The sequence below is a fragment of the Chryseolinea sp. T2 genome (assembly GCF_037203685.1).
Taxonomy (GTDB): Bacteria; Bacteroidota; Bacteroidia; order Cytophagales; family Cyclobacteriaceae; genus Chryseolinea.
The window spans coordinates 18,894-41,825 of the sequence record NZ_JBBCAU010000007.1 but is presented as its reverse complement, the minus strand read 5'-3'; the positions used below and the strand labels follow the sequence as shown (position 1 = coordinate 41,825).

The window sequence follows — 22,932 nt, the reverse complement described above, 5'->3', positions numbered from 1 at the left end:
CTATTTGGGGGTTGAATCGTAGGTCTGTGCCATTCTCACAATTCCATGCTCCCGGTCCTTCTTGAGTTTTATTTTCTCGCTTTTCAGCATATCCCTGAGCTCAGGCTTCTTGTCTTCAAGTACGCTTAATACCGATTTCTTCGACTTCACCGGATGATAAATCCCATCTTTCAACAGATAGATCCGGTTTCGTTCTTCAAACGTATAAAGTAGTTCATTTCCCGACGCTCTTGAGTTGAGAGTCTTGGTGCGTCTTACATATACTTTGGTGTCTCCGTTATAAAGCCTCTCATAAAATCCCTCAGAAATAACACCAAGCGAGTCGCGGTGGAGGCGTTCGAAATAATGACCGTTCATGGTAAACGCCGAGATCTTCTTCGCAATAAGTTCGATTTTCGCTCCGGTAAGCATGTGTTCCGTGATTACCTGGTCACGGCTCAAATCATAGAACAGTGCGACACTGTCATAGCGCTCATCATCATAATAGATAAAACCCCACTGCCAGTCGTCGATGCCGAAGTATGGATTTTCTTCATCTTGTGACAGATAGTCGCGGTGTTCTGTACCGTTAAAGAGGCGGGACTGTCCACCGATAGAACCATCATAGAGTGACTTCTGATACTGACGCGAAGCGCTTAGAAATAGTGTATCAGCACCTGCCTGCTGGCAATACGCAGAGCCCTGAAACATAAAAAGCAGCAGGAGAGCCGTTGTAAAACTTCTTATCATGCGTTCGAGGTGGTTCAAACGAATGAAACTACAAAAAAATAGAAACGAGGCGATACCGCCCACAGAATAATATTGAAATTATAGACAAGCCGGCTTGTTCCATCGACGCTTTCGACGTGAAAAGCAAAGAGGCCACTCGTTGGAGCGGCCTCTCTATTAAGAAGTGAGTATTGACTACGTATTATTTTGCGTATGCCACGCTGCGCATTTCACGGATAACCGTGACCTTAACCTGGCCAGGGTATTGCATATCGCGTTCTATCTTTTGGGAAATATCGAAACTTAACTGGCCAGCGCGTTCATCTGATGCCTTTTCAGCATCAACAATCACACGCAACTCCCGGCCTGCCTGTATCGCATAACACTTGTCTACTCCATCGAAGCTAAGCCCAAGTTGTTCCAACTCTTTGAGGCGTTTGATATACTGCTCCATTACCTCGCGACGTGCACCGGGGCGCGCACCACTGATCGCATCACATGATTGAACAATCGGTGAAATGATACTGGTCATTTCTATCTCATCGTGATGGGCACCGATAGCATTGCATATAACCGGATGCTCTTTATACTTCTGAGCCAGTTCCATACCCACGATCGCGTGAGGCTTCTCAAGTTCTTCCGGCCACACTTTGCCGATGTCGTGGAGAAGACCTGCACGTTTGGCCTGCTTAACATTGAGGCCAAGTTCTGAGGCCATAATCGCACAGAGGTTAGCTACCTCACGGGAGTGCTGAAGCAAGTTCTGGCCATATGAAGAACGGAAACGCATGCGCCCAACCATCTTCACAAGCTCTGGGTGCAGACCATGGATGCCAAGGTCAATCACTGTGCGCTCGCCGATTTCAACGATTTCGTCTTCGATGTTCTTGGTGGTCTTAGCCACGATTTCTTCGATGCGGGCAGGGTGTATACGACCGTCCTGAACAAGACGATGAAGTGAGAGTCGCGCAATTTCGCGACGCACAGGGTCGAAACCGGAAATGATGATGGCCTCAGGAGTATCGTCAACAATGATCTCTACACCAGTCGCAGCCTCGAGTGCCCGGATATTACGCCCCTCGCGGCCAATTACCTTACCTTTGATATCGTCGCTTTCGATGTTAAATATTGAAACGCAGTTTTCAATTGCATGTTCGGTGGCCGTGCGCTGAATGGTTTCAACTACGATCTTCTTGGCCTCTTTGGTAGCAGTCAGTTTTGCCTGCTCCATAATGTCTTTCACATAGCTGGATGCCCTGGTTTGAGCTTCGTCTTTCAATGAGGCAACCAGTTGTTCGCGTGCCTCATCAGCGGTAAGCTTCGATATGTTCTCCAACACCTGAATCTTCTGCTGGTTAAACTTGTCGAGTTCTTCCTTGCGTTTCCGGGTATGCTCAAGCTGGGCTGAAAGGTCGGTGCGAATGTCGTCCAGTTCGCCTTCCTTACGCTTAAGACTTTCAATTTCTTTACTGAGGGTTTGTTCGCGCTGCTTGATCTTCTGTTCGTTGCTGATGATCAGGCTCTTCTTCTTGTTGGTTTCCTCTTCAAACTCGGATTTCATTTTGAGGAACTTCTCCTTGGCTTCAAGGATGCGGTCTTTCTTAAGGTTTTCAGCTGCTATTTCAGCCTCCTTGATGATAAGCTTCGCTTTTGCCTGGGCGTCTTCCTCGTTTTTCTTGAGTCTCCGTTTATAAAGGAAAGAACCGAACAACAGGCTCAGCACGATTGTGGCAATCAAACTGGCCACAATTACTATGACTTCTGTTGACATAAAAAATATATTATGAACTGCCCGGGCGGTGCCGCCTTGGCTAGGGAAGGACTCGCGAGTGAAGGAAGGGTTAGAGTATGGATTGGGAAACCAGATGATTCATCTGGCTGATCTTCTCAAATACCGTTTGATCAATTGACTGATAGGTGTCTTCAGCAGTCATCTTGTCAATGAGGCAATCAAAAGCCACCATAGCGAGCAGATCCTGCTTGTCGTCTATCCCAAATTGCTCTCTGTAAGTCTTGATCTTTTCATTTATGAGTTTCCCGGCTATTCTCACCCGCTCTTCGTCCGCCTTCTTTACCTTCATCGGGTATTCGCGGTCCGCGATCTTGATCTTTATAGAGAGGTCCTCCATGAAATATTTAACGTACAGGTTGCTATTATCTACTTAAGTGGGCGATGCATTTGTCTATTTCGCGAATGTATTCGTCCACCTTCTTCTTCAACTCCGAAACACTTCCGTCTTCCGGGCCTAAACTATCTACAATTTTAGTGATTTTCAATTGATTATGAAAACCTGATATCTGTTCATCTCGCGTCCGGATAGCCTCCTTTAATGACTGATTCTCGCGCTTAAGAGCCTTGAGTTCTTCCTTCGTGTTCTTGTGCTCATTAATAAGCACCAAAATCTTGCGCTCCAACCCATGAAGATTGGTTTTTAGCAGTTCCTGATCCATGTGAAAGTTTTATGCGCGGGTGTTAGCCCTGGCCACGTTTTCCAATTATTGTCCCCAATCGATGAAGCCCCAAGGTGAATATTTCGAACTCCATCCTTTATCCGAACTAGCTTTGCTGAATCAATCTAACTTCATGCAGCACAACCTTCAGCCAGCAACTATTTCCTGATAATCGCACCGAGTTGAGACTCGAGCGCCTTCATCAGCCTGTCCATCGTTTTCTCGATCACTTCATCTGTCAAAGTCTTGCTCTCATCCTGCAAGGTGAACGCAAGAGCATACGCCTTTTTGCCTTCCGGCAACTTGTCACCTTCGTATACATCAAAGGCAACAACATTCGTAATCAACTTTCCTTCTGTTTGCTTAATGAGTTTTCGAATTTCATCGTAGCTCACCTTCTTGTCGATAACTAGTGAAAGATCCCTTCTCACTTCAGGAAATTTTGTTACTTCCTGAATTACTAACTTAGGATTTGCATACTTGAAAAGCAAGGCAGTGTCGAGCTCGGCATAAAATAATTCCTGCTTGATGCCGAAATCTTTCAGCAATGAGCTTTTTACTTTTCCTAATTTTCCAATTTCCTCTTTCCCTTGCATGAATCGAACACCATGTTCAAACAGTTGATCCTTGATGATCTCCTGCGATGCATTCTTGATTCCTGATTTGAGAAATACATGCTGAACCTGTTGTGCGAGATCATGATAACTTACTGCCTGCGCATTACGCTGCCAGTTTTCAGGTTCACGATTTCCAGTTGTGTATAGCGCAAGCTTCTCCTGCTCGAAGTATTTTTCCTTCTTATGATAAGTCTTGCCAAACTCGAACAACTTTAGCTCGCGCTGTTTTCTGTTGATGTTATACGCGCAAACCTCAAGACCTGTGAACAACAATGTCTGTCGCAAAATGCCTTGTTCTTCACTGAGCTTATTCAGGATTTCTACCGGCTCCGCTCCGAAGTCGAGATTGTGCTTCGTCTGATAGGCCTGATTCGTCAGTGAGTTCGTCCAAATCTCATAGAAGCCTCTGCCAGTCAGCATCTCGCTGATACTTCTGCGATAGCGATCAATGTCCTTCACTGGAAACTCCGCGAGGTAATCCGTTCTGGCGAACTTCGACAGTTCGATATTGTTGAAGCCGTAAATGCGAAGAATCTCTTCGATCACATCGGCTTCCTGGATTACATCAACCCGATAAGGCGCTACGCTAACGACATAGCTATCGGCTGTTTCTGAAATTATCTGGATATCCAGCCGTTGGAGAATTTCAAATACCTGAGTTCTCGGTATCTGCTTTCCAATCAAGCGATCGACATGCTTGTCGGTCACTTTGATTTCGCGATTTGATATCGGCTGAGGATAAAAATCCTGAACATCGGACGAAATTTTTCCTCCTGCTATTTCCTTAATCAGCAACGCTGCACGCTTCAATGCATAAACGGTGTTGTTTGGATCCACACCTCGTTCAAAGCGGAAAGACGCATCGGTCTTTAGCTGATGATTGATGGATGTACGTCGCACACTATCAGCAGCGAAATACGCACTTTCAAGAAATACGTTCTTCGTCTCGCTTGTAATGCCTGACCCCAACCCTCCAAACACACCTGCAATGCACATACCCTCTTCCTTGCCATTGCAGATCATAAGGTCTGTAGCAGTAAGCGTGCGCTCTTTATTATCAAGTGTAACGAATTTGGTTCCTGCCGGTAATGTCCGCACAATGACTTTACCACCGGCGATACGATCAACGTCGAATGCGTGCAACGGTTGGCCCAGTTCATGACATACGAAGTTCGTAACATCAACGACGTTGTTGATAGGAGCGAGGCCAACAGCAGTAAGTCTCTGCTTCAGCCATTCGGGAGAGTCAGTAACCTTTACACCAGCGATGGTGACGCTCGAATACCGTGGACAGGCAGATACGTCAATTACTTCGACAGGAACGACGAGGTCGCGATTGTCAACGCGGAATTGGTCAACATCGGGCCATGATATTTTTCGTCCTTTGGATGCCTTAACATCTCTGGCTACACCAATGTGAGAAGCAGCATCAGCGCGATTTGGTGTAAGGCCTATTTCAATAATGTAGTCAGACTGAACGCCATAAAATTGCGCTGCGGGAGTGCCGTTGGGTGTATCGGTATTTAATACGATGATGCCCGCATGGCTTTGACCTAAACCAATTTCATCTTCGGCACAGATCATCCCTTCAGATTTTTCTCCCCGAATCTTTGCCGACTTAATCGTGAATGGCTCGCCTTGCGTTGGAAAAACAGTAGTACCAGGAAGTGCAACGATCACTTTTTGTCCGGCGGCCACATTGGGTGCTCCACAAACAATTGGCAGGACAGTTCCATTTCCAACGTCAACTGTCGTGAGCGACAGCTTGTCCGCATTCGGATGCTTGCTGCAGGTCAATACTTCGCCCACAACAAGGCCCTTCAGCCCGCCCTTGATGGTTTCATGCGGAATTACTTTTTCGACCTCGAGACCACCGGACGTCAACACTTGTCCAATCTCCTCGGCGCTCTCCGGAATATCTATGTACTGCTTAAGCCAGTTGTACGAAATGGTCATGGGTAAAATCAGTCCAGGCGCTGTTCACCAAGATCTGAAGACGGCAAAACTAATCGTTTACACGAAATATTCTAATGTCGATTGTACCTGAATTGAGTCAGCTACCTGATTCTGAGAATGATATCAATGATAGGATTTTTCTCCGGCGCGAATTGCGACTCTCAAGAGATTCTCCGACGGGGGAAAAGGACACGAATAACTGTCGTTATAGGCGCAGTACGGATTATAGGCCTTGTTAAAATCAAGTGTGATAGAGTTGTTTCCAGGAGTTTTTACCACATCAAGGTATCTGCCGGCTCCATACGTTTCGGAGGCACTGGTTTCGTCTCCAAAAGGCAGAAACAGTTTTCCGCGCTCAGGACCCATATCCATATTCTCCAGGATCAGCAACTTGTTGTTGTAACCATCAAGGTCAAAAGATGCGTATGCGTATGGCAGATAATGCTGCTCCTTTCCGTCGCTTGTAGACAGGACAACAGGCTGTTTGTCTTTAACCAGGTCAAGTGTTGCTACCACCTTATACCGGACGTTCGGTGGATAGTACTTTAGGCCACCATAGCTGCCCGTTTCTTTTGCAAACGGCGATTCAGGCGACGATTTCATATAGCTATCCCTTTCCTCTCTGTCCTTTTCAATTTGCGAACTGTATGCTGCCTGGTCCTGGCTGCCCACGAATGTATAGATGATCGCCGCGAGCACAACTGCTATTACGCCGAGTAGAATGATGTTCTTAGGTTTCACAGTGATTCAATCAACAAATCAACAAATCAAACAAATCAATCAATTTTGGCCTGCCGGTTCAGCACCCGGCGTTGCGTTTCCTCATACCGCAATACACTCTGCCTGGCGGGTTCAAACAAATCGAAAAACAAAGGGATTCCGTTATCGGCAACTTCGCCTGGCGCATTTGCTAAAATACAAACCGCAATCTTGTCGCGGGGATTTACAGCAACCTCGCTTCTAAAACCCGTCACGTATCCACCATGGTACATCAGGGTGTCGTTCGGATAATATAGAATCCGCCATCCCATTCCATAATAAGACTTGCTCAGGCGATGCATGCGCCCGTAATTCCGATTCTTGGAAGGCGCACTGATCACCGGAGTAAACAATGAATCGATGGTGGATTTACGAATAACATTAGGACGATTACCCAGCAGTGCGATCATCCACTGTGCCATATCGGAGATGCTTGCATTGATACCTCCCGCAGGGGCTACATTATAATACGTGTCGTTGATTTTTACCTGGGCGAATTTCTTACCGCGACGCATGAGGTGAGGCTGGGCAACATTTGCGTTTGCCATGATGCTCTTGTAATCGATCGACGCGGTCTTCATATTAAGCGGAATGAAAACTCTCTGTATCATTTCCTGCTCATACGTCTTACCTGTCTTCGCCTGGATCACCGGACCCACGAGGCTGTAAGCAACATTCTGGTAGCTGTAAGACTTGCCCACCTTCGATGCCATGCGAACATTCCGTAACCATGAGAGCATCGTATCCAGTGGCGATCCCTCTTCAACCATGTTAGTGTATGTGTGATAAGGCAGTCCGGTGGTGTGCGATAAGACGTTGCGAATAGTAAGTTTTTGAGTCTCTTCCGGCGTTTCAAGTGCAAAGCGGGGCAGATAATCCGACACATGATCGTTCCACGACAGCACGCTGTCTTCCACTAGTATCCCGGTCAGGAAGGCTGCGAAACACTTGGAAACCGACGCAAGCCTGAATACGGTGTTTTCATCCACAGAGTCTGGCCCGTTCACAGAACGAACACCAATACCCTTCAGATATACTATCGTACTGTCATGCACAATAGCCACCGCAATCCCTGGTGTTTGTGCTTTCTCCATCAGAGCATTTAGCTTCTCATCGTACTCCTCGATTACTTTCTCAAGGATCGGGTTAGGCGGGCGCTTAGGGTACTCTTTCCTGATGGATGCAAGCGGCTGGGGATCCCGCTTTGATGTCATCACCTGCCCAATCAGTATTGGAACAACGATAACGATCAATCCTATTATAATGGGATGCTTTCTCTTCATCTAAAACTTAACGACTGAATCATCCTGCAATTTCACATCATACCCTCATCTGCAAAACTAAAATATTTTTGACCGGCCAAAATAATGTGATCGAGAACTTGCACTTCCAGTAGACGGGCGCCCGCAGAAAGCTTTCGGGTAAGTTCTATATCCGCCTGACTTGCAGTGATATTACCCGAAGGATGATTGTGCGCAAGAATTATTCCTGAGGCCAGTTCCTCAATGGCCATTTTGAAAATGATTTTTGGATCAGCAACTGTTCCGGCTACACCTCCCTGACTTATCTGACCAATTTTGATCAGTCGGTTGGCTCTGTTCACCAGAATGATCCAGAACTCTTCATGAGGAATATCCTGCAAAAACGGTTTGAGGAGATCAAACGCATCGGCCGACTTGCTGAGGCGGGGACGCGACTCCGGGCTCAGCTCACGTCGCCGCCGCCCTAACTCAAGAGCCGCAACAATTGCCATTGCTTTGCTGTGGCCAATGCCGCCGACACGCACGAGGTCCTTTACGGACATCCGCGCGAGATCATGAAGATTGTTATTGGCGTGATGAAGCACACGCCTGCCAAGTTCAACACTGCTTATTGAACGGGTCCCTGAACCTAATAGGAGGGATATCAACTCGGCATCCGACAAGGCCGAAGTTCCTTTGCGAAGAAGCTTTTCCCGGGGAAGGTCCTGCGGAGACCAGTCCCGGAGCGGAATGATTTCTGTGGTCATCATGGGTAACGAGGTTAATTAACGGCATAACGGATTTCGTAGGCGCAATAGACCGGATCGTGCACGTGGTCCAATGAGCAGCCAGCCTGCTAATTAACGCAAATGAAATAGTAATAATGGGACTGCCCGGAAACGGAAAACCCCACAATCTGTGGGGCTTCTATAATTCTTGAAATGAACGTCTTACTTATGCAAGCTTGTTCACCAGGCGGGTCAGCTTTGATTTCTGATTTGCCGCTTTCTTCCAGTGGATGATATTCTTCTTGGCAAGACGATCGATGAGCGACGATGCCTCTTTCAAAAGAGCCACTGCATCACCCTTTACAGTAGTAGTTCTGAGCTTCTTGATCACCGTACGGGTGGTCTTGTGCTGATAGCGATTGCGAACACGCTTTGCTTCGTTGGCCCGAATTCTCTTTTCTGCTGACTTATGATTTGCCATTTGCTTCTGTAACTAAAAGGAGTGCAAAGGTAAAGGCATTTGCCGGATTTGCAAAACAAAATACAGGCTTTGTAGACAAGGAATCCAGGCCAAAGTGCATCAAATATGCGAATCCGCCCTTCCTGACGGTTTTTTGATAGGTTTTGCTTCGATGGAAATTTTGCTCCAAAATCCATTCAACTCCATCTTTAGCCATTGAATAAACCTGATCGACAATGTCGTTGTACACATTAGTGGCCTCTTTATCAGTATTTTGGTTTTCATGGGGCTTCTATGCCCATCAGGAGATCAATGAATTGGCTGTTTATACCCTCCCTGATGGGCTGATCGGCTTTTATAAGGCAAATCTCGACTATATAAGAGAGGTGGCCGTAAACCCCGACAGACGTCGTCACTCGGTGCCGGAAGAGGCCCCAAGGCATTATATCGACCTGGACCATTACGGAGACAGTGCGTTATTCAAACTCCCCAGAAACTGGAATAAGGCTGTAGAGGAGCTGACAGAGGACACTCTCGTGGCGTTTGGAATTCTGCCATGGCACGTCAACCGCATGTATTTCTCCCTGCGGGAGGCGTTTTTGTTGAGAGATCCGGCTCGGATTCTAAAGCTGTCTTCCGAATTGGGCCACTACGTCGGCGATGCCCATGTGCCCCTTCACACTACTGAAAATTATAACGGCCAGCTTACCGGGCAGGATGGAATCCACGCGTTTTGGGAGTCGCGCCTGCCAGAGATGTTCGCCCGGGATTTCAATTTCCTTGTTGGCAAAGCCACATATGTCAATGATCCGCTTTCAGCCGTTTGGCAGGCGGTTACAGAATCGAATGCCGCCGTCGATTCCGTGCTGAATATTGAAAAATCATTGTCCCACGATCAGCCGGGCAGCAAATTCTCGTTTGAAAGCAAAGGGCGGGTAACAACGAAAGTTTACGCAGAAAGCTTTTCGAGGACGTACCACAGACGCCTGCACGGTATGGTCGAACGACGAATGCGTGCTGCAATCCGGATGACTGGGAATCTATGGTTCAGCGCCTGGACAGATGCCGGGCAGCCGGATATCTCCTTACTGAATTACCAACCAACTGAAGAAGAGCTGGCGGAAAGAAAGCATGAGTTGGAACTTTGGCGTGAAAAAAAGATCCAGGCACGTCCTCATGAAGGAGAACCATAATCATCATTGTCGGTCAGCGATCGGCCAACAGCTCGCGCGTTATCGACTCCCATTCTTTCTCGAGTGATTGCGTTGGCATGGATCTTCCCGCACGACTGTACCAGTAGCCTGCATTACCAACGTCACCCTCTTTCCGATGTAGGTAGGCATGTATCCATGACCCTTCGCGCGTATGTACATCCTGCGCCAACTCGTGGGCTGTATGCCAGTCACCTTTCCCCTCAAACCACATAGCTTTCAGGAGAACCGGAAGACTGGACGGCGGGTTGCTTTCTTTCAGTGACTGCTTGAAGGACTCGAAAGTTACCATGCCCCAAATTAGTTAGTTGGTGCTGTGGTCTGCTTGTCCTCGATGATCTTTTTCAGATTTTTTAGTCCAAGGTCGTACTGGCTATTCAGCAGCGTGCCCATCACGATCCATTTAGCCTTTCCGGGGAGACCGTCATTTACGCCGTCATAGGTCCAGTGTACCGCTGTTCCATTGTCTTTGCTTTCGAGAGTGAATTCGCTGATGGCAGACTGCTTTTCGCTGGCGATAACCATGACGCTCTTCACTTTTTTATTATGAATCAGCTCCTGCACAGTCATACTGCCTTTGCCTGCTTTACTGCCACTCCAATACACCCTGGATCCAAGCGTACCATCAACTCCTTCATAGCTTTGTTTCAACTCAGCATCCATTTTGGGCCACGGCCACCACGTACTTAGTTTTCTATAGTTACTGACATATGGAAAGATAACTGAGTCGGGCGCTTCTATGAATATTTCCCGTTCCAGGTGGGCCTTGTCCGGTTGTATCGTGATTACGATAGCCATGATCAGGCAAATTACGAGCACAACGACAGCTGCAATTTTCAGCGGTTTCATCTACGATAGGGGCCAGGTCCGACGTCAAATTTACTAGTTTTTTTAGCTTAGAAAACGTTCGAAAATGTACTTAATGATGTAAATTGTCTTAATACCAAAATTCAACTAGCCATGAACATATTGTCGAATCCCAATCGGATAGCAGAAAACTATGGCCTACGCATAGCCCTGGCGCTGATCGCTTACTTCTTCTTTATGAAGTTTCTGGACCTGGCGCACAATGCGGAACTTCGATTGCTCAACCTTATCATCCTCACGGTAGGGATATGGGCAGCGTTACGCAAATTCAAAGAAACGCATACTGACAGGCTCAACTACTTCAGGGGCCTGATCATGGGAGTAGCAACGGGTGCCGTAGCGTCACTCGCATTCGGAGTTTTCCTTTTTCTTTATATGCAGCTCGACCAGTCATTTATGGAAGCGATTCGTACCCGTGAACCTATGGGACGCTACTTAAATCCCTACATGGCTGCATTCATTGTTGCACTGGAAGGATTCTTCTCTGGTCTTCTGATGACATTTATTCTTTTGAACTGGGTAACTACTGACCAGGTCAACGTTCCCCTCGATAAAGAATTGATGAGCGAAAAGATGGTTGAACCTATCGCTCACTGAGTTATAGCAAGGTAAATAACAAACTTACAACAGTGTAGTTAACAGCAGCCGGCTCTGCATCAGCGATGATTGCAAAGCCGGCTGTTTTGTTTAGAGCCTACTTCATTTCAAGTTCGATAATCGTATCGATTTCGTCCAGCTTTCCCCTGGGAACCTTAATAGTTATCCCGTACTCATTCTCCAGAAACTTCACGGGCGACTTATCTGCAAACAGTTTTGCCGATTTGATCTTCTTTCCCCACGACGGCAACGTAAGTGATTCATCGAACCAATTCAGAATGTGAACATAAACCTTGTTCCCTTTTTGAGTGGTCACTCCCCAGTCTCTGGCAGTGAGTGGCCCACCGCGAGTACCATAGATCGTTTCTCCATTCACATTAAGCCATTCACCCACTCCCTTTAATGAAACCAGATGTTCAGGCTGAATTTTCCCGTTTGGCATCGGTCCAACGTTCAAAAGAAAGTTGGCGCCGTATCCTGACGCCTTTACCAGATATTGAACCAGGACCTTCTTGCTTTTATGCTGATCATCCTTCAAATGAAATCCCCATGAGTTATTTATCGTTTCACAGGTCTCCTTAGGCAAAGCCCCCACTACCTGTTCGCTTGAAAAACCAGTCGTGTTATGGCCTGGTAAATCTTTCTCGAACATTTGAAAATCTTCTCCCTGATACGGCGCGCGATGATGATTGCTTCCCACTAGTGCCGCTGGCTGCAGCTGATGGATCAGTTTATAAGTTTTCTCTAACCGCCAGTCCGCATCTTTCTTATCCCACATCCCATCGAACCAAATGCCGGCAATGTCACCGTAATTGGTGAGCAACTCGGTCAATTGAGCATCCATATAGTCGAGATACTTATTGAAGTCTCCGGACTCCGGTCTCCCAGTCCAGCTTCCGCCCGTGTTTCCTCTCGGAAAATAGTCTGGATGATGCCAGTCTAATTGAGAATGGTAGAAGAACAGTTTAATACCTTCCTTTTGGCATTCATCTGCAAGCATTTTGAGGACGTCCTTCCCATATGGAGTGCGCTTAACAATATTATAATCCGATACCTGACTGTTCCACATGGCGAAGCCATCGTGGTGTTTGCTGGTTATGGTGATGTATTTCATGCCGGCACTCTTTGCCATTTGCACCCAGGCCTTTGGATCGAACTCCGTTGGATTGAAAAATGCTGGAATCTTTTCGTAAGCCTTGATGGGTATTTGCTGTTGATTCATCACCCATTCGCCATCGCCGAGGACGCTATACACACCCCAGTGAATAAACAATCCGAACCTGGCATCCTGGAACCACTCTCTTGATTTGATGTTTTCCGGCGTGGGTTCATACTTCCATTGCGCGCTGCTCAGGGACGCCGTAAGAAGTATAAGCAGTAATGTGTTCAGGACGAGCGAGGTTGGCTTCATTAGGTTTTACGTTTAAATTGCACCGCTCCAATTTAATGGATTCGATATGAGATACGAAAGCATAAATAACGAACTCTTCGTGACGAACAGGAAGCATCTGGTAAAGGATTTGAAAGCAAATTCGATCGCCGTGCTCAATGCCAATGATGTGATGCCCACTAACTCTGATGGTACGCTTCGCTTCAGACAAAACAGCGACCTGTTCTATTTGTCTGGTGTTGATCAGGAAGAAACCATACTGCTTGTGTTCCCGGATGCGCCTGACAAAAAATATCGGGAGATCCTGTTTGTCCGGGAAACCAGCGATTTGATAGCGACATGGGAAGGCCATAAGCTAACCAAAGAAGAGGCACGCGAAGTCTCCGGAATCGACACCGTGTTGTGGACATCAGAATTCTGGCAGGTATTTAAACTGCTGATGGTGATGGGCGACGTGGAGCATGTGTATCTCAATACCAATGACCACTATCGCGCCGACGTGTCAGTTGAGACGCGTGAGTCACGTTTTGTCAAATCATGCATGGAACGTTTCCCGCTCCATCGCTACGAGCGCCTCGCACCAATCCTTCATCGTCTTCGCTCCGTTAAGTCGAAATTTGAACTGGAGCTGATGCAACGCGCATGTGATATAACAGCAAGCGGATTTCAACGTGTGCTGAAATTTGTTAAGCCCGGCGTAAAAGAATACGAGATTGAAGCCGAGTGGGCACACGAGTTTTTACGAAACGGTTCCAGAGGCTTCGCTTATGAACCTATCATTGCATCTGGCGCAAACTCTTGTGTACTGCATTATATTGAAAATAACCAGGTGTGTCAGGCAGGCGAAGTCCTGCTGCTGGATGTTGGCGCCGAATATGCCAACTACAACGCCGACCTTACACGCACAATACCGGTGAATGGTAAATTCACACCACGTCAGCGCGAGGTATATGATGCTGTACTCCATGTAAAACGCGAAGCAACAAACATGCTGAAGCCGGGCGAAAAATATTACGACTACCATCGTGAGGTACAGAAGGTCATGGAGTCTGCGTTGATAGACCTTCGCCTTCTTGACAGAAACGACGTGAAACACCAGGACAAGAGCAAACCACTATTTCAGAAGTACTTCATGCACGGCACCGGCCATCAGCTCGGCCTCGATGTCCATGACGTTGGCAGTATGTATCACAAGATGCGCGCCGGTCAGGTGTGGACAGTAGAGCCAGGCATCTATATCCGTGAGGAGGGCTTTGGTATTCGCATCGAAAACAACGTTGTGATCATGGACGATGGCGTGTTCGATCTGATGAGAAACATTCCCGAAGAGGCCGATGAAATTGAATCTATCATGCAATCCTAGGTAGAATGCGTCATTGGATTACAACTTTTGCACTGTTGATGGTATTGCTGGCCGCACAGGCACATGAATTCTGGCTCCAGGCCGACCGTTATTTTTTAAAAACGGGTGAAAAGGCGCAGCTGAAGTTCATGGTGGGCGAGAATTTCATGGGCGAACCCTGGGATTTGAAAGTGCATCGCGTCGAATCATTGCAGGCAATTGAAAGTGATGGCGTGCGCAGTCTTGCCGACAGCGTTAACCGCGAAAACAGCACTCTCTCTGTTCGGTTTAATACTCCAGGCACGAAACTCCTGGCCATGCAAAGCAACCCTGCATACATTGAACTTGAAGCGAAACTATTCAATGAATATCTGCAGGAGGATGGACTTGACGACGTCTACGCCTCGCGTGAGAAGAACAAGGCTCTGGGGAACAAGGCTCGCGAACACTATTCACGGCACACTAAATTGTTTTTACAGGTAGGCGAAACACGCGATGACATCTATAAGAAAATTGTCGGCATGCCAATTGAATTGATACCACAACGCAACCCTTATGAATTGAAAAGGGCGGACAAATGTCAGTTCCTTGTTCTCTTTAATGGTCAGCCATTGTTCGGTGCAAAGGTTCGTATCTGGAACCGCTTTGACAATCGCACAACAATTCAGAATGCCTACACTCAAAAGGATGGCATGATCGAAATGCAAATCAGCAATCCAGGTTCATGGATGGTAAGCGTTGTGAAGATGGTGCCTTCCAAAGATCCCGCGGCCGATTGGAGAAGTTATTGGGGCAGCCTGGTGTTTGCTGTGAAACCATGAATATCAACGCTGATCAGGCACCGGAACCAGTGGGTCCCTATCCTCACGCGCGCATAGTGGGCGAGTTGCTTTTTCTTTCCGGAGTTGGTCCCCGAAAGAAGGGAAGTTCCAAAATTCCGGGAGTAACGCTTGATGACGGCGGTAATATCATTGCCTACGATATAGAAGAGCAATGTCACGCGGTGTTTGAAAACGTGCGTCTCATCCTCGAGGCGTCAGGCTCTCATTGGGACAATCTAATAGACGTCACCGTATTTCTGACAAACATGAAGTCTGACTTCAATACATTCAACGGGATCTACGCGAAGTACTTCACAACAAACAAACCGTGCAGAACCACAGTTGAAGTGAATGCATTGCCCACTCCGATTGCTATTGAGTTGAAGTGTATAGCAACCGTTGTGAAAGTGCCATGATTAAAAGGCGTATAGCCATGATTATTTTCAGTGCCTTCCAACCAGCCCTTTAGCTCTTTCACGAAGTGCCTTTGAATCGTACCCGACACCTTTTTCAAAAACGATATCAACATTACGGATATCTTCCATCGTCTGGTCCGGCTTGCCGGAGACAATGATAAGGTCAGCGCTTTTTCCAACCTCGATGCTTCCAAGCTCTCCCTCTGCTTTCAGGAATCGGGCTCCATCGATAGTGGCCATCCTGATTACATCCATCGGTTTCCATCCCCCTTTTACCATGCTAACCATTGCGTTGTGGTCCTGAAACCCTGGAAGGATACCAAAGTCAGCGGCGTCGGCTCCCAACACAATGTGGCCGCCCTTCGTGACAAAAGTTTTTTCCAGTGGACGTAACTGAACTTCGTTCTGTTCCTTCGGAATAAAAGGCGGCCTTTCTTTGACATAACCCTCTATCCGCTTCCGCTCATCTGTACTGAGATAATCAAACAGGCTGACGTTTCCGAAATCACTGTCAGAGAAAGGCGTCACCGTCAAAACAACATTTCGGGCAACTAACCGGTTAATGAGGTCTGTTACTTTCTTCTGCTGATTATCGATGTGCCATATCGAGTCCCATGCCAGATTTAGATCAGAGACACACGAAGCAAACCCGTGTTCAATGTTGTCGATGCCGAGTTCAGTTGCTTCTGAACAGGACATCTTTCCAAGATGACCTGTTACGATAAGCCCCCGGGCATGAGCCTCATCAATAACACCCATCAATGCATTGCGGCTTATATCGGAATATACTTTGAACGATGTACATCCCTGTTCCGCCCAAAAGGCTGTCGCTTTACGGGCCTCTTCATAAGTAGTGATAACGAAATCACCCAGAAATCCCCCGGAGGGGTCGTTAAACATCGGACCTGTCACGAACATCCTCGGCCCGATAGCAAGGCCTTTGTCGATGCGCCTCTTAAGATTAAGATCATACATGGGATTCTCTGCTCCCGCAGTACGCAGCGTCGTAACGCCGGCAGCGAGGTAAAGCTTCGGAAAGCTTGCGGGTTGAAATAGCCAAACCCCTGCACCATTGTTGTAATTCATGTGCTCGTGCAACATCACCAATCCGGGCAACACAGTTTTTCCTTGTAGGTCAAGTGTGCTGATTCCTTTGGGGACCTTGATCTTCTTACGTGTTGCAATTGCCTTGATCTTTCCATTCGAAATGTATATCGCCTGCTGCTCCAGTACGGTTCCGGTTATCACGTCTACCACACGGGCATTTTCAAGCAGCATCTCGTTCTTGTTGTACAAAATGAGCGAATGGTTGGACTGCGAAAAAGCCAGCACTCCAATACAGGAGAGGAGCAGAGAAAAGATTACTTTACAGAAAGATGTCTGAAGCTGATCGTTCCTTCGAACGACGGAGAATAGGTGTGTCATGTAGGCGTCCGATCGGGGGGGAGTAAATGGACCGTAGAAACCAAGGTAATGAATTTTGGTTCGGTCTGCTAAATTGATCGGAAGGCAACGAAAAACTGAGATACATGAGCGGCAGATGGCCTCTCAGTAAATAAAGGATAAAGACGTTTAAATAATTATGAAACGCCGGTCGTATCAGGATAGTGATTCAACTATACAGCGAAGCTTTCACCGCAACCGCAGGTGCGGGTTGCATTAGGATTGATGAATTGAAATCCCTTGCCATTAAGGCCATCCGAAAAGTCCAGTACTGTACCGACCAGATAAAGGAGGCTTTTCTTGTCAACAAGGATTTTGATGCCTTTGTCTTCGAACACCTGATCCGCAGGCTTGATCTCGTCGTCGAAGTTGAGATCGTACATCAATCCCGAGCAACCGCCGCCTTTCACCATTACGCGCACATTGTTATAATTGGCATGTCCCTCTTCCTTCCGAAGTGAGATGATCTTTTCTTTCGCTTTATCAGTAACCGTAATCATAGTTCTTAATGTGTTAAGAGATGGGATTCAACACGACGCTGAATACTGTGATCGTGTTCATATCCCTGCCGTAATAAAGTTTTTGCAACGCGTTCAGGATATTGCTGGCCTTAAAGTACGACGTGTGCAATTCCGTATCACCCTTTGCAACCCACTGGATCGTATAAGAATTTTCCTTCTCTTTGTACTTCTGGACGTAATTCAACATCTTCTTCAAGGCATCAACCTTGTCAGCCCCATGCTCACTGTGAAACAGGAACGCCTGGTTGTGACGCGGGTTGATCGTGATCAGGTCCAGCTTCACCTTGCCGTCTACGTTTGAATATTCAAAAACCAGGTCGGAAGTCCTCAAACCGAGGTAGTCCTTGATTTCCTGCTGGATTCGTGCGGCTTCGACATGCATGTCGCTGAGCGTTTCAGTCATTGGGTAAAGATTCAAATTCCAAACTTTCTAATTAGCCAAAAAGTTTCGTTTTTGGCTTACAAAGATAGTCAATAATGGAAAAACTGGAGCACATCGGAATCGCCGTACGGAACCTCGAGGAGGCTAACAAAGTATTTGCGAGACTTCTTGGCAGAGAACCCTATAAAACCGAGGAGGTGGAATCAGAGGGTGTGCGGACGTCCTTTTTCGATGTGTCCGGTATAAAGATCGAATTGCTCGAATCCACCCGCGAGGGTTCAGCCATCGAAAAATTCATCGAAAAGCGCGGTGAAGGCATACACCATCTGGCATTTGCGGTCTCTGACGTCCGCGAAAGCCTGCAAGAACATCAGAAAGCCGGTTTTCAGCCCATAAACCCTGAGCCTAAACGGGGGGCCGACAATAAGTTGATCTCCTTTCTCCATCCACGCCAAACGGGCGGCGTGCTGATCGAACTGTGCCAGGACATTGTGAGTCCTTAGTCCTGAGTCCTGAGTCCTTAGTCCTGAGTCTTTAGTCCTGAGTCTTTGGATTATCTAGATTTCACACCCGCGGCACTGGACTCTGAGCTAGCATGACGTTACGTCAGTTTGGGACGACGTTGGATCTAAGGAAGTAAGGAAAACACACCTGCGGGACCCTTTTTGCGACAGGCTGCAACTTCAATCAAGAGTTTGTCTAGGTTTTATTGACCTTCGATTGACCTTTTATTGAGCGTCGGTTGAGCGCCGGGAGACAAAAGGCATGTGACAAAGTGTCACAATAGCACCTTTGAAATTCGTTTCCCGGCACCGTAAATGGCCATCGGGAAACCTGGAGAAAATAGGTTTTTAAGTCCGAATTCCTCAAGGCCTTTCGGCAAAATGATCAACGCTGATGCTTAATTTCCTGGGTGCCTCCACCATACTGGAGTGCGTTATAGTATTTCTGCTTTTTCTTGCCCTTTGCCGTCTTGTAATAAGGCTTCGGTCCGCAGGCTGTCAGGCAGAAAATGAGGACGAAAATCAATGTCAGGTAATGCCTCATAGGAATAAAAAATCACGTATAGATACGGCCATCACCAAAAGGAAACCATTCATATTCGACCAAATCTTACTTTTGCACCCGAGCCGCAGCTTGCTCCGGCGAACCACATTTTCATAACCGCAAAATCGCATGGATCAGGAACGTTCGGAGATCAGTCAGCTGGGAGAATTCGGCCTTATTAATCGCATCAGCAACAATTTCAAGCTTACCAATACTTCATCCGTAGTCGGCATCGGCGACGATGCTGCAGTAATTGATGCAGGCCTGGACTTTATGCTTGTTTCAACCGATATGCTCGTCGAAGGAATACATTTTGACCTGTCGTATTCACCGATACAGCACGTTGGCTACAAGGCTGTTGCTGTCAACGTATCCGATATCGCCGCTATGAACGGCAAGGCTGAACAGATTACCGTGAGCATCGCGATCAGCAGCCGTTTTTCAATTGAGGCGATAGATGCTTTGTATCAGGGTATTCAATCCGCCTGTACAAACTATGGAGTCGATCTCGTAGGAGGCGATACAACATCGTCAACTTCAGGGCTGGTGATTTCTATTACGGCGGTTGGCCGCGTACCTAAAGATAAAGTCGTCTATCGGAACGGGGCAAAACCCAACGACATCCTCTGTGTAACGGGTGACCTGGGCGCCGCTTTCCTCGGACTTCAGGTGCTTGAAAGAGAGAAGCAGGTCTTCATGGAAGATCCAAACATGCAACCAGATCTCGAAAAGTACGAGTACCTGGTTGGACGTCTTCTGAAAGCAGAAGCACGCACTGATATTGTCAGCGAACTTCTCGATGCTGGAGTGAAACCAACATCAATGATCGACCTCTCCGATGGCCTCGCCTCCGACATCTTCCATGTGTCGCGCGCCTCCGGCGTAGGCTTCCGGATCTACGACGATAAAATTCCCATCGACACAGCTGCCTACGAAACGGCCATCGAATTCAAACTTGATCCGCTCACCTGTGCGCTCAATGGAGGTGAGGATTACGAACTGATGTTTACAATCAATAAAGAGGACCAGGAAAAGATCAAGAATCACCCGGACATACACTTCATCGGATACGCCCACGAACGTAAAGATGAAAATGTGCTGGTGACCAAGCAGGGAAACATCGTTCCTCTGCGTGCCCAGGGATGGGATCATTTCAGGTCCTGATAAGATCAGTCCTCAGGATACGGGATGAACACAAACCTCGTGAACGTTGGGTCGATCACGAATAAGCAGCAGAACTCATCAGGGTCCTTAAACGCGTCTTTGAAATCAGTTTCTTTATCGCTGGCAATCAGGTCGCGCTGAAGGAACTCGTTGGCAAAAGAGGCATAGTAATACCACGTCGTTCCATTGCGCAGCGGGTCAAAAAGAAGTTGTCCGATGGGCTGCGGCTCCTTACAAATGGCAAATATAGGATAGTCAAAACCGGCCTTTCGTATCTGGTACGACGCCTCCCGTAGTGAGTCAGATACTTTAACAAAATCAGCGGAGATGGTTCCTAGAAATTTTCCGCTCAGCTCTGGATCGTTATGCATGAATGTCTAAATCGGATAGATAATTGGTTTCTTTTGCGCCTGAATAAGGATCGCATTGCAATGTTGTATGAGGTCTGGAAGAAATTGATCGAACTCCGCCCGAAAGGCATCGTAGTTTTCTTCAAGGTCGGCAAGTGACTGGTCCATTCTTGATTCGTGACTTGCTCGTCGCGACATGCCATTCAATGTTTGCTGGAGCCCGTCGAAGTTGCCATAATTCAGCAACCAGTTCTGTCGCGTCATGTAGGGCAACAGTTGGCGTACTTCGTGCGGCAGGATGGAATCAAACGATTTCAGAACGGCATATGTATTCGTCGAATACTGCGTGAGTGGCGTCCTGCAAAACTTCTCCCAGTAACGCGACAGGAAGTGATCGTAAAACACATCGATCAGCACGGCGGCATAGTGACGATAACCCTGCCATAGGCGGGTCTTGCTTTGTTTGACTATTGGATGATGATCGGTATAATGATCAATGGACCGATGAAGCTCGATTCCAAAAACGACTTCGTCATCAAATTGCTGCAGGTGATTTTTCCCTTTAACAAAATCACCAATGAAGTTTCCCACCATCACCTGTGGATTGTCTCCGGACAAAAAAATATGTGCGAGGAAGTTCATCAACCACAAAGTTATCGTTATTTGTCATTTCGTTCATTAGGTTGTTAGATATGGAAACCCCACACACGTCAGCGCTCAAAAAATTAAAACTCCTGATTAGCCTGGCGCAGATCGATGGCGCGATCGCAGAACAGGAGACGCAGTATATAATTAACATTGGAAAATCGAATGGTCTGCAAGCTGCAGAAATCGAACCGCTATTTGACCGTGTGCATGCGCTCGTACTACCCAGCGACCTGTCAGAAGATGACCGCTTCAATTACTTGCTTTCAATGGTCCAACTGATGAAGGCAGACGAAAAGATGTTCAGAGAGGAACTGCTGTTTTGTAAGAAGATGGCAGAGAACCTTGGCTATGACTCCCAGGTGCTGTTTGATATGTTGCTTCACGTCAAATCAATAGAAATGACCGCGGAAGAGCAGCTTGCGCTTAAAAAAGAAATAAGCAAGTATTTAAAATAGTACTTCTTTTTGCTTCCCTGCCCGACAGCGAATATTTTAGTCTTCAATTGTTCTGACCTAACCTAAACTATTGATATGCTTATTCGCAGTCTATTGATCAGCTTATTGCTGGTCGCCCCGGGCGTGTACGCCCAAAAAACTCTCGTTCATTGTGGAACTCTCATCGATGGTAAGAGCAACGATGTTCAGTCGCAGGTAACGCTCGTGATCGAAGGCAACAAGATCACATCGGTCGAAAAAGGTTTCAAGCCTGCTTCAGGCACAGACAAACTTATCGATCTGTCCTCCAAAACTGTCATGCCCGGATTGATCGATATGCATGTCCATCTGGAGGGCGAAACCAATAAGGACCAGGCCCTGCAACGGTTTACGCTCAATGAAGCCGACGTTGCATTCCGCTCAACAGTTAATGCAAAGAAGACGCTGATGGCGGGATTCACCACGGTCCGCGATCTTGGAGGCTCCGGCGTAAACGTCGCTTTGAGGAATGCGATCAATCAGGGAATCGTTGTTGGTCCCAGGATATTCACCGCAGGAAAATCTATCGCAACAACTGGTGGCCATGCAGATCCTACCAACGGGTATCGTAAGGATCTGATGGGCGATCCAGGACCTAAAGAAGGAGTTATCAATTCTCCCGAGGACGCCCGCCAGGCAGTCCGCCAGCGTTATAAAGACGGCTCCGACTTGATCAAGATTACAGCAACGGGCGGTGTGTTAAGTATCGCCAAGGATGGTTCCGGTCCGCAATTCACACTGGAGGAACTGAAGGCAATAATTGAAACTGCTAAAGACTATGGCTTTCACGTGGCGGCCCATGCCCACGGTGCCGAAGGTATGAAGCGCGCCGTCGAAGCCGGTGTAACTACTATCGAACACGGCACAAAAATGACCGAAGAAATCATGGACCTGATGATCAAAAAGGGCACCTATTTTGTCCCCACGATTTCTGCCGGAAAGTTTGTTGCTGAGCAGGCTAAGGTACCCGGATATTATCACCCGCTGGTGGTTCCCAAGGCACTCGAAATCGGACCTCAGATCCAGGCAACCTTCGCCAAAGCCTACAAGCGGGGAGTAAAAATCGCCTTTGGCACAGATGCCAGCGTTTATCCGCACGGCGACAACGGCAAAGAATTCACTTACATGGTGGAAGCGGGTATGCCTGCCATGGAGGCAATCAAATCTGCCACATCCGTTCCCGCAGGTATTATGGGCATGGCAGACAAGATTGGCACGATCGCGCCTGGAATGATTGCCGACATCGTTGGCACTGACGAAAATCCAGTTAAAAACATCAGGACCATGGAGACGGTGAGTTTTGTAATGAAGGAGGGAGTGGTGTACAAGAATTAGTCCTT

The 22,932-nt window shown here is 47.4% G+C and carries 28 protein-coding genes; 9 read left to right on the top strand and 19 right to left on the bottom strand.

Annotated features, from left to right (window positions below; all coding sequences use genetic code 11):
- The 10 genes from WBG78_RS21320 to WBG78_RS21275 form a co-directional block, all read right to left on the bottom strand.
- A complete protein-coding gene (locus tag WBG78_RS21320; protein ID WP_337328517.1) occupies window positions 1-729 on the bottom strand; it encodes a hypothetical protein in 729 nt (242 codons plus the stop codon).
- Between the two features lie 181 nt (window positions 730-910).
- Window positions 911-2,479 carry a ribonuclease Y gene (gene rny / locus WBG78_RS21315; protein ID WP_337328516.1) on the bottom strand — a complete coding sequence of 523 codons (1,569 nt, stop codon included), beginning with the start codon at window positions 2,477-2,479 and terminating at the stop codon, window positions 911-913.
- Between the two features lie 70 nt (window positions 2,480-2,549).
- Complete coding sequence (locus tag WBG78_RS21310; protein WP_337328515.1) at window positions 2,550-2,837, bottom strand: cell division protein ZapA; 288 nt, start codon at window positions 2,835-2,837, stop codon at window positions 2,550-2,552.
- A gap of 25 nt (window positions 2,838-2,862) precedes the next feature.
- Entirely contained in the window at window positions 2,863-3,159 is a 297-nt protein-coding gene (locus WBG78_RS21305) for a hypothetical protein (protein ID WP_337328514.1), read from the bottom strand.
- Window positions 3,160-3,317: 158 nt separating this feature from the next.
- Complete coding sequence (pheT, locus tag WBG78_RS21300) at window positions 3,318-5,732, bottom strand: phenylalanine--tRNA ligase subunit beta (protein WP_337328513.1); 2,415 nt, start codon at window positions 5,730-5,732, stop codon at window positions 3,318-3,320.
- 123 nt (window positions 5,733-5,855) lie between these two features.
- On the bottom strand, window positions 5,856-6,473 hold the full coding sequence (locus tag WBG78_RS21295) for a DUF1684 domain-containing protein (protein WP_337328512.1): 618 nt from the start codon (window positions 6,471-6,473) through the stop codon (window positions 5,856-5,858).
- Window positions 6,474-6,508: 35 nt separating this feature from the next.
- Window positions 6,509-7,774 carry a serine hydrolase domain-containing protein gene (locus WBG78_RS21290; RefSeq protein ID WP_337328511.1) on the bottom strand — a complete coding sequence of 422 codons (1,266 nt, stop codon included), beginning with the start codon at window positions 7,772-7,774 and terminating at the stop codon, window positions 6,509-6,511.
- A gap of 32 nt (window positions 7,775-7,806) precedes the next feature.
- Window positions 7,807-8,502, bottom strand: a complete 696-nt coding sequence (gene radC / locus WBG78_RS21285) for a RadC family protein (RefSeq protein WP_337328510.1) — start codon at window positions 8,500-8,502, stop codon at window positions 7,807-7,809.
- 184 nt (window positions 8,503-8,686) lie between these two features.
- Window positions 8,687-8,941: a 30S ribosomal protein S20 gene (gene rpsT / locus WBG78_RS21280; protein WP_337328509.1), complete on the bottom strand. Its 255-nt coding sequence runs from the start codon at window positions 8,939-8,941 to the stop codon at window positions 8,687-8,689.
- Window positions 8,928-9,170, bottom strand: a complete 243-nt coding sequence (locus tag WBG78_RS21275; protein ID WP_337328508.1) for a hypothetical protein — start codon at window positions 9,168-9,170, stop codon at window positions 8,928-8,930. Before WBG78_RS21275 ends, rpsT begins: the two co-directional genes overlap by 14 nt.
- Here WBG78_RS21275 and WBG78_RS21270 point away from each other — a divergent pair.
- Entirely contained in the window at window positions 9,157-10,113 is a 957-nt protein-coding gene (locus WBG78_RS21270) for a zinc dependent phospholipase C family protein (RefSeq protein ID WP_337328507.1), read from the top strand. The two genes, WBG78_RS21275 and WBG78_RS21270, sit on opposite strands and share 14 nt — an antisense overlap.
- Window positions 10,114-10,126: 13 nt before the next feature.
- Here WBG78_RS21270 and WBG78_RS21265 read toward each other — a convergent pair whose 3' ends face one another.
- Both WBG78_RS21265 and WBG78_RS21260 read right to left on the bottom strand, forming a co-directional pair.
- Entirely contained in the window at window positions 10,127-10,423 is a 297-nt protein-coding gene (locus WBG78_RS21265; protein ID WP_337328506.1) for a hypothetical protein, read from the bottom strand.
- 8 nt (window positions 10,424-10,431) lie between these two features.
- Window positions 10,432-10,980: an SRPBCC family protein gene (locus tag WBG78_RS21260; protein ID WP_337328505.1), complete on the bottom strand. Its 549-nt coding sequence runs from the start codon at window positions 10,978-10,980 to the stop codon at window positions 10,432-10,434.
- Between the two features lie 111 nt (window positions 10,981-11,091).
- Between WBG78_RS21260 and WBG78_RS21255 the strand changes: the two genes are divergently transcribed.
- Window positions 11,092-11,595, top strand: coding sequence for a DUF4199 domain-containing protein (locus WBG78_RS21255; protein ID WP_337328504.1), 504 nt, complete (start codon window positions 11,092-11,094; stop codon window positions 11,593-11,595).
- A 97-nt stretch (window positions 11,596-11,692) separates the two neighbouring features.
- On the opposite strand, the gene WBG78_RS21250 is transcribed toward WBG78_RS21255, so the two are convergent.
- Window positions 11,693-13,006 (bottom strand): alpha-L-fucosidase, encoded by a 1,314-nt coding sequence (locus WBG78_RS21250; protein WP_337328503.1) that lies wholly within the window; start codon window positions 13,004-13,006, stop codon window positions 11,693-11,695.
- 46 nt (window positions 13,007-13,052) lie between these two features.
- On the opposite strand from WBG78_RS21250, the gene WBG78_RS21245 reads away from it, so the two are divergent.
- Genes WBG78_RS21245 through WBG78_RS21235 form a run of 3 tightly spaced genes read left to right on the top strand, consistent with a single transcriptional unit; the run spans window position 13,053 to window position 15,564 of the window.
- Window positions 13,053-14,348, top strand: a complete 1,296-nt coding sequence (locus tag WBG78_RS21245) for an aminopeptidase P family protein (protein WP_337328502.1) — start codon at window positions 13,053-13,055, stop codon at window positions 14,346-14,348.
- 5 nt (window positions 14,349-14,353) lie between these two features.
- Window positions 14,354-15,148, top strand: coding sequence for a DUF4198 domain-containing protein (locus WBG78_RS21240; RefSeq protein ID WP_337328501.1), 795 nt, complete (start codon window positions 14,354-14,356; stop codon window positions 15,146-15,148).
- Window positions 15,145-15,564 carry a RidA family protein gene (locus WBG78_RS21235; RefSeq protein ID WP_337328500.1) on the top strand — a complete coding sequence of 140 codons (420 nt, stop codon included), beginning with the start codon at window positions 15,145-15,147 and terminating at the stop codon, window positions 15,562-15,564. The genes WBG78_RS21240 and WBG78_RS21235 overlap by 4 nt, the downstream gene beginning before the upstream one ends.
- A gap of 27 nt (window positions 15,565-15,591) precedes the next feature.
- Here the strand turns inward: WBG78_RS21235 and WBG78_RS21230 are convergent, their stop codons facing one another.
- The 3 genes from WBG78_RS21230 to WBG78_RS21220 all read right to left on the bottom strand — a co-directional run bounded on the left by WBG78_RS21230 (window position 15,592) and on the right by WBG78_RS21220 (window position 17,931).
- Window positions 15,592-16,989: an amidohydrolase family protein gene (locus tag WBG78_RS21230; RefSeq protein WP_337328499.1), complete on the bottom strand. Its 1,398-nt coding sequence runs from the start codon at window positions 16,987-16,989 to the stop codon at window positions 15,592-15,594.
- A gap of 191 nt (window positions 16,990-17,180) precedes the next feature.
- Window positions 17,181-17,507, bottom strand: coding sequence for a HesB/IscA family protein (locus tag WBG78_RS21225; RefSeq protein ID WP_337328498.1), 327 nt, complete (start codon window positions 17,505-17,507; stop codon window positions 17,181-17,183).
- A 13-nt stretch (window positions 17,508-17,520) separates the two neighbouring features.
- Window positions 17,521-17,931: a hypothetical protein gene (locus WBG78_RS21220; protein WP_337328497.1), complete on the bottom strand. Its 411-nt coding sequence runs from the start codon at window positions 17,929-17,931 to the stop codon at window positions 17,521-17,523.
- A gap of 74 nt (window positions 17,932-18,005) precedes the next feature.
- Here WBG78_RS21220 and mce point away from each other — a divergent pair, with 74 nt between their 5' ends.
- Window positions 18,006-18,413 carry a methylmalonyl-CoA epimerase gene (gene mce, locus WBG78_RS21215; protein ID WP_337328496.1) on the top strand — a complete coding sequence of 136 codons (408 nt, stop codon included), beginning with the start codon at window positions 18,006-18,008 and terminating at the stop codon, window positions 18,411-18,413.
- A 385-nt stretch (window positions 18,414-18,798) separates the two neighbouring features.
- Here mce and WBG78_RS21210 read toward each other — a convergent pair whose 3' ends face one another.
- The gene (locus WBG78_RS21210; protein ID WP_337328495.1) at window positions 18,799-18,957 is read right to left on the bottom strand and encodes a hypothetical protein; all 159 of its coding nucleotides are present in this window, start codon (window positions 18,955-18,957) and stop codon (window positions 18,799-18,801) included.
- Window positions 18,958-19,086: 129 nt separating this feature from the next.
- On the opposite strand from WBG78_RS21210, the gene thiL reads away from it, so the two are divergent.
- A complete protein-coding gene (thiL, locus tag WBG78_RS21205) occupies window positions 19,087-20,121 on the top strand; it encodes a thiamine-phosphate kinase (RefSeq protein WP_337328494.1) in 1,035 nt (344 codons plus the stop codon).
- Window positions 20,122-20,126: 5 nt separating this feature from the next.
- Here thiL and WBG78_RS21200 read toward each other — a convergent pair whose 3' ends face one another.
- Both WBG78_RS21200 and WBG78_RS21195 read right to left on the bottom strand, forming a co-directional pair.
- Window positions 20,127-20,492 (bottom strand): hypothetical protein, encoded by a 366-nt coding sequence (locus WBG78_RS21200; protein ID WP_337328493.1) that lies wholly within the window; start codon window positions 20,490-20,492, stop codon window positions 20,127-20,129.
- Between the two features lie 6 nt (window positions 20,493-20,498).
- Window positions 20,499-21,113: an acyl carrier protein phosphodiesterase gene (locus WBG78_RS21195; protein WP_337328492.1), complete on the bottom strand. Its 615-nt coding sequence runs from the start codon at window positions 21,111-21,113 to the stop codon at window positions 20,499-20,501.
- A gap of 50 nt (window positions 21,114-21,163) precedes the next feature.
- On the opposite strand from WBG78_RS21195, the gene WBG78_RS21190 reads away from it, so the two are divergent.
- Together WBG78_RS21190 and WBG78_RS21185 are read left to right on the top strand one after the other, a co-directional pair.
- Window positions 21,164-21,574 (top strand): hypothetical protein, encoded by a 411-nt coding sequence (locus WBG78_RS21190; protein ID WP_337328491.1) that lies wholly within the window; start codon window positions 21,164-21,166, stop codon window positions 21,572-21,574.
- Window positions 21,575-21,649: 75 nt separating this feature from the next.
- On the top strand, window positions 21,650-22,927 hold the full coding sequence (locus WBG78_RS21185) for a metal-dependent hydrolase family protein (RefSeq protein ID WP_337328490.1): 1,278 nt from the start codon (window positions 21,650-21,652) through the stop codon (window positions 22,925-22,927).
- Window positions 22,928-22,932 lie beyond the last annotated feature (5 nt).

Bases quoted from the DNA above. Each gene is read 5' to 3' on its own strand.
- WBG78_RS21320 (WP_337328517.1), bottom strand. From the start codon at position 729: ATGATAAGAAGTTTTACAACGGCTCTCCTGCTGCTTTTTATGTTTCAG.
- rny (WP_337328516.1), bottom strand. From the start codon at position 2,479: ATGTCAACAGAAGTCATAGTAATTGTGGCCAGTTTGATTGCCACAATC.
- WBG78_RS21310 (WP_337328515.1), bottom strand. From the start codon at position 2,837: ATGGAGGACCTCTCTATAAAGATCAAGATCGCGGACCGCGAATACCCG.
- WBG78_RS21305 (WP_337328514.1), bottom strand. From the start codon at position 3,159: ATGGATCAGGAACTGCTAAAAACCAATCTTCATGGGTTGGAGCGCAAG.
- pheT (WP_337328513.1), bottom strand. From the start codon at position 5,732: ATGACCATTTCGTACAACTGGCTTAAGCAGTACATAGATATTCCGGAG.
- WBG78_RS21290 (WP_337328511.1), bottom strand. From the start codon at position 7,774: ATGAAGAGAAAGCATCCCATTATAATAGGATTGATCGTTATCGTTGTT.
- radC (WP_337328510.1), bottom strand. From the start codon at position 8,502: ATGATGACCACAGAAATCATTCCGCTCCGGGACTGGTCTCCGCAGGAC.
- rpsT (WP_337328509.1), bottom strand. From the start codon at position 8,941: ATGGCAAATCATAAGTCAGCAGAAAAGAGAATTCGGGCCAACGAAGCA.
- WBG78_RS21270 (WP_337328507.1), top strand. From the start codon at position 9,157: ATGTCGTTGTACACATTAGTGGCCTCTTTATCAGTATTTTGGTTTTCA.
- WBG78_RS21265 (WP_337328506.1), bottom strand. From the start codon at position 10,423: ATGGTAACTTTCGAGTCCTTCAAGCAGTCACTGAAAGAAAGCAACCCG.
- WBG78_RS21260 (WP_337328505.1), bottom strand. From the start codon at position 10,980: ATGAAACCGCTGAAAATTGCAGCTGTCGTTGTGCTCGTAATTTGCCTG.
- WBG78_RS21255 (WP_337328504.1), top strand. From the start codon at position 11,092: ATGAACATATTGTCGAATCCCAATCGGATAGCAGAAAACTATGGCCTA.
- WBG78_RS21250 (WP_337328503.1), bottom strand. From the start codon at position 13,006: ATGAAGCCAACCTCGCTCGTCCTGAACACATTACTGCTTATACTTCTT.
- WBG78_RS21245 (WP_337328502.1), top strand. From the start codon at position 13,053: ATGAGATACGAAAGCATAAATAACGAACTCTTCGTGACGAACAGGAAG.
- WBG78_RS21240 (WP_337328501.1), top strand. From the start codon at position 14,354: ATGCGTCATTGGATTACAACTTTTGCACTGTTGATGGTATTGCTGGCC.
- WBG78_RS21235 (WP_337328500.1), top strand. From the start codon at position 15,145: ATGAATATCAACGCTGATCAGGCACCGGAACCAGTGGGTCCCTATCCT.
- WBG78_RS21230 (WP_337328499.1), bottom strand. From the start codon at position 16,989: ATGACACACCTATTCTCCGTCGTTCGAAGGAACGATCAGCTTCAGACA.
- WBG78_RS21225 (WP_337328498.1), bottom strand. From the start codon at position 17,507: ATGATTACGGTTACTGATAAAGCGAAAGAAAAGATCATCTCACTTCGG.
- WBG78_RS21220 (WP_337328497.1), bottom strand. From the start codon at position 17,931: ATGACTGAAACGCTCAGCGACATGCATGTCGAAGCCGCACGAATCCAG.
- mce (WP_337328496.1), top strand. From the start codon at position 18,006: ATGGAAAAACTGGAGCACATCGGAATCGCCGTACGGAACCTCGAGGAG.
- WBG78_RS21210 (WP_337328495.1), bottom strand. From the start codon at position 18,957: ATGAGGCATTACCTGACATTGATTTTCGTCCTCATTTTCTGCCTGACA.
- thiL (WP_337328494.1), top strand. From the start codon at position 19,087: ATGGATCAGGAACGTTCGGAGATCAGTCAGCTGGGAGAATTCGGCCTT.
- WBG78_RS21200 (WP_337328493.1), bottom strand. From the start codon at position 20,492: ATGCATAACGATCCAGAGCTGAGCGGAAAATTTCTAGGAACCATCTCC.
- WBG78_RS21195 (WP_337328492.1), bottom strand. From the start codon at position 21,113: ATGAACTTCCTCGCACATATTTTTTTGTCCGGAGACAATCCACAGGTG.
- WBG78_RS21190 (WP_337328491.1), top strand. From the start codon at position 21,164: ATGGAAACCCCACACACGTCAGCGCTCAAAAAATTAAAACTCCTGATT.
- WBG78_RS21185 (WP_337328490.1), top strand. From the start codon at position 21,650: ATGCTTATTCGCAGTCTATTGATCAGCTTATTGCTGGTCGCCCCGGGC.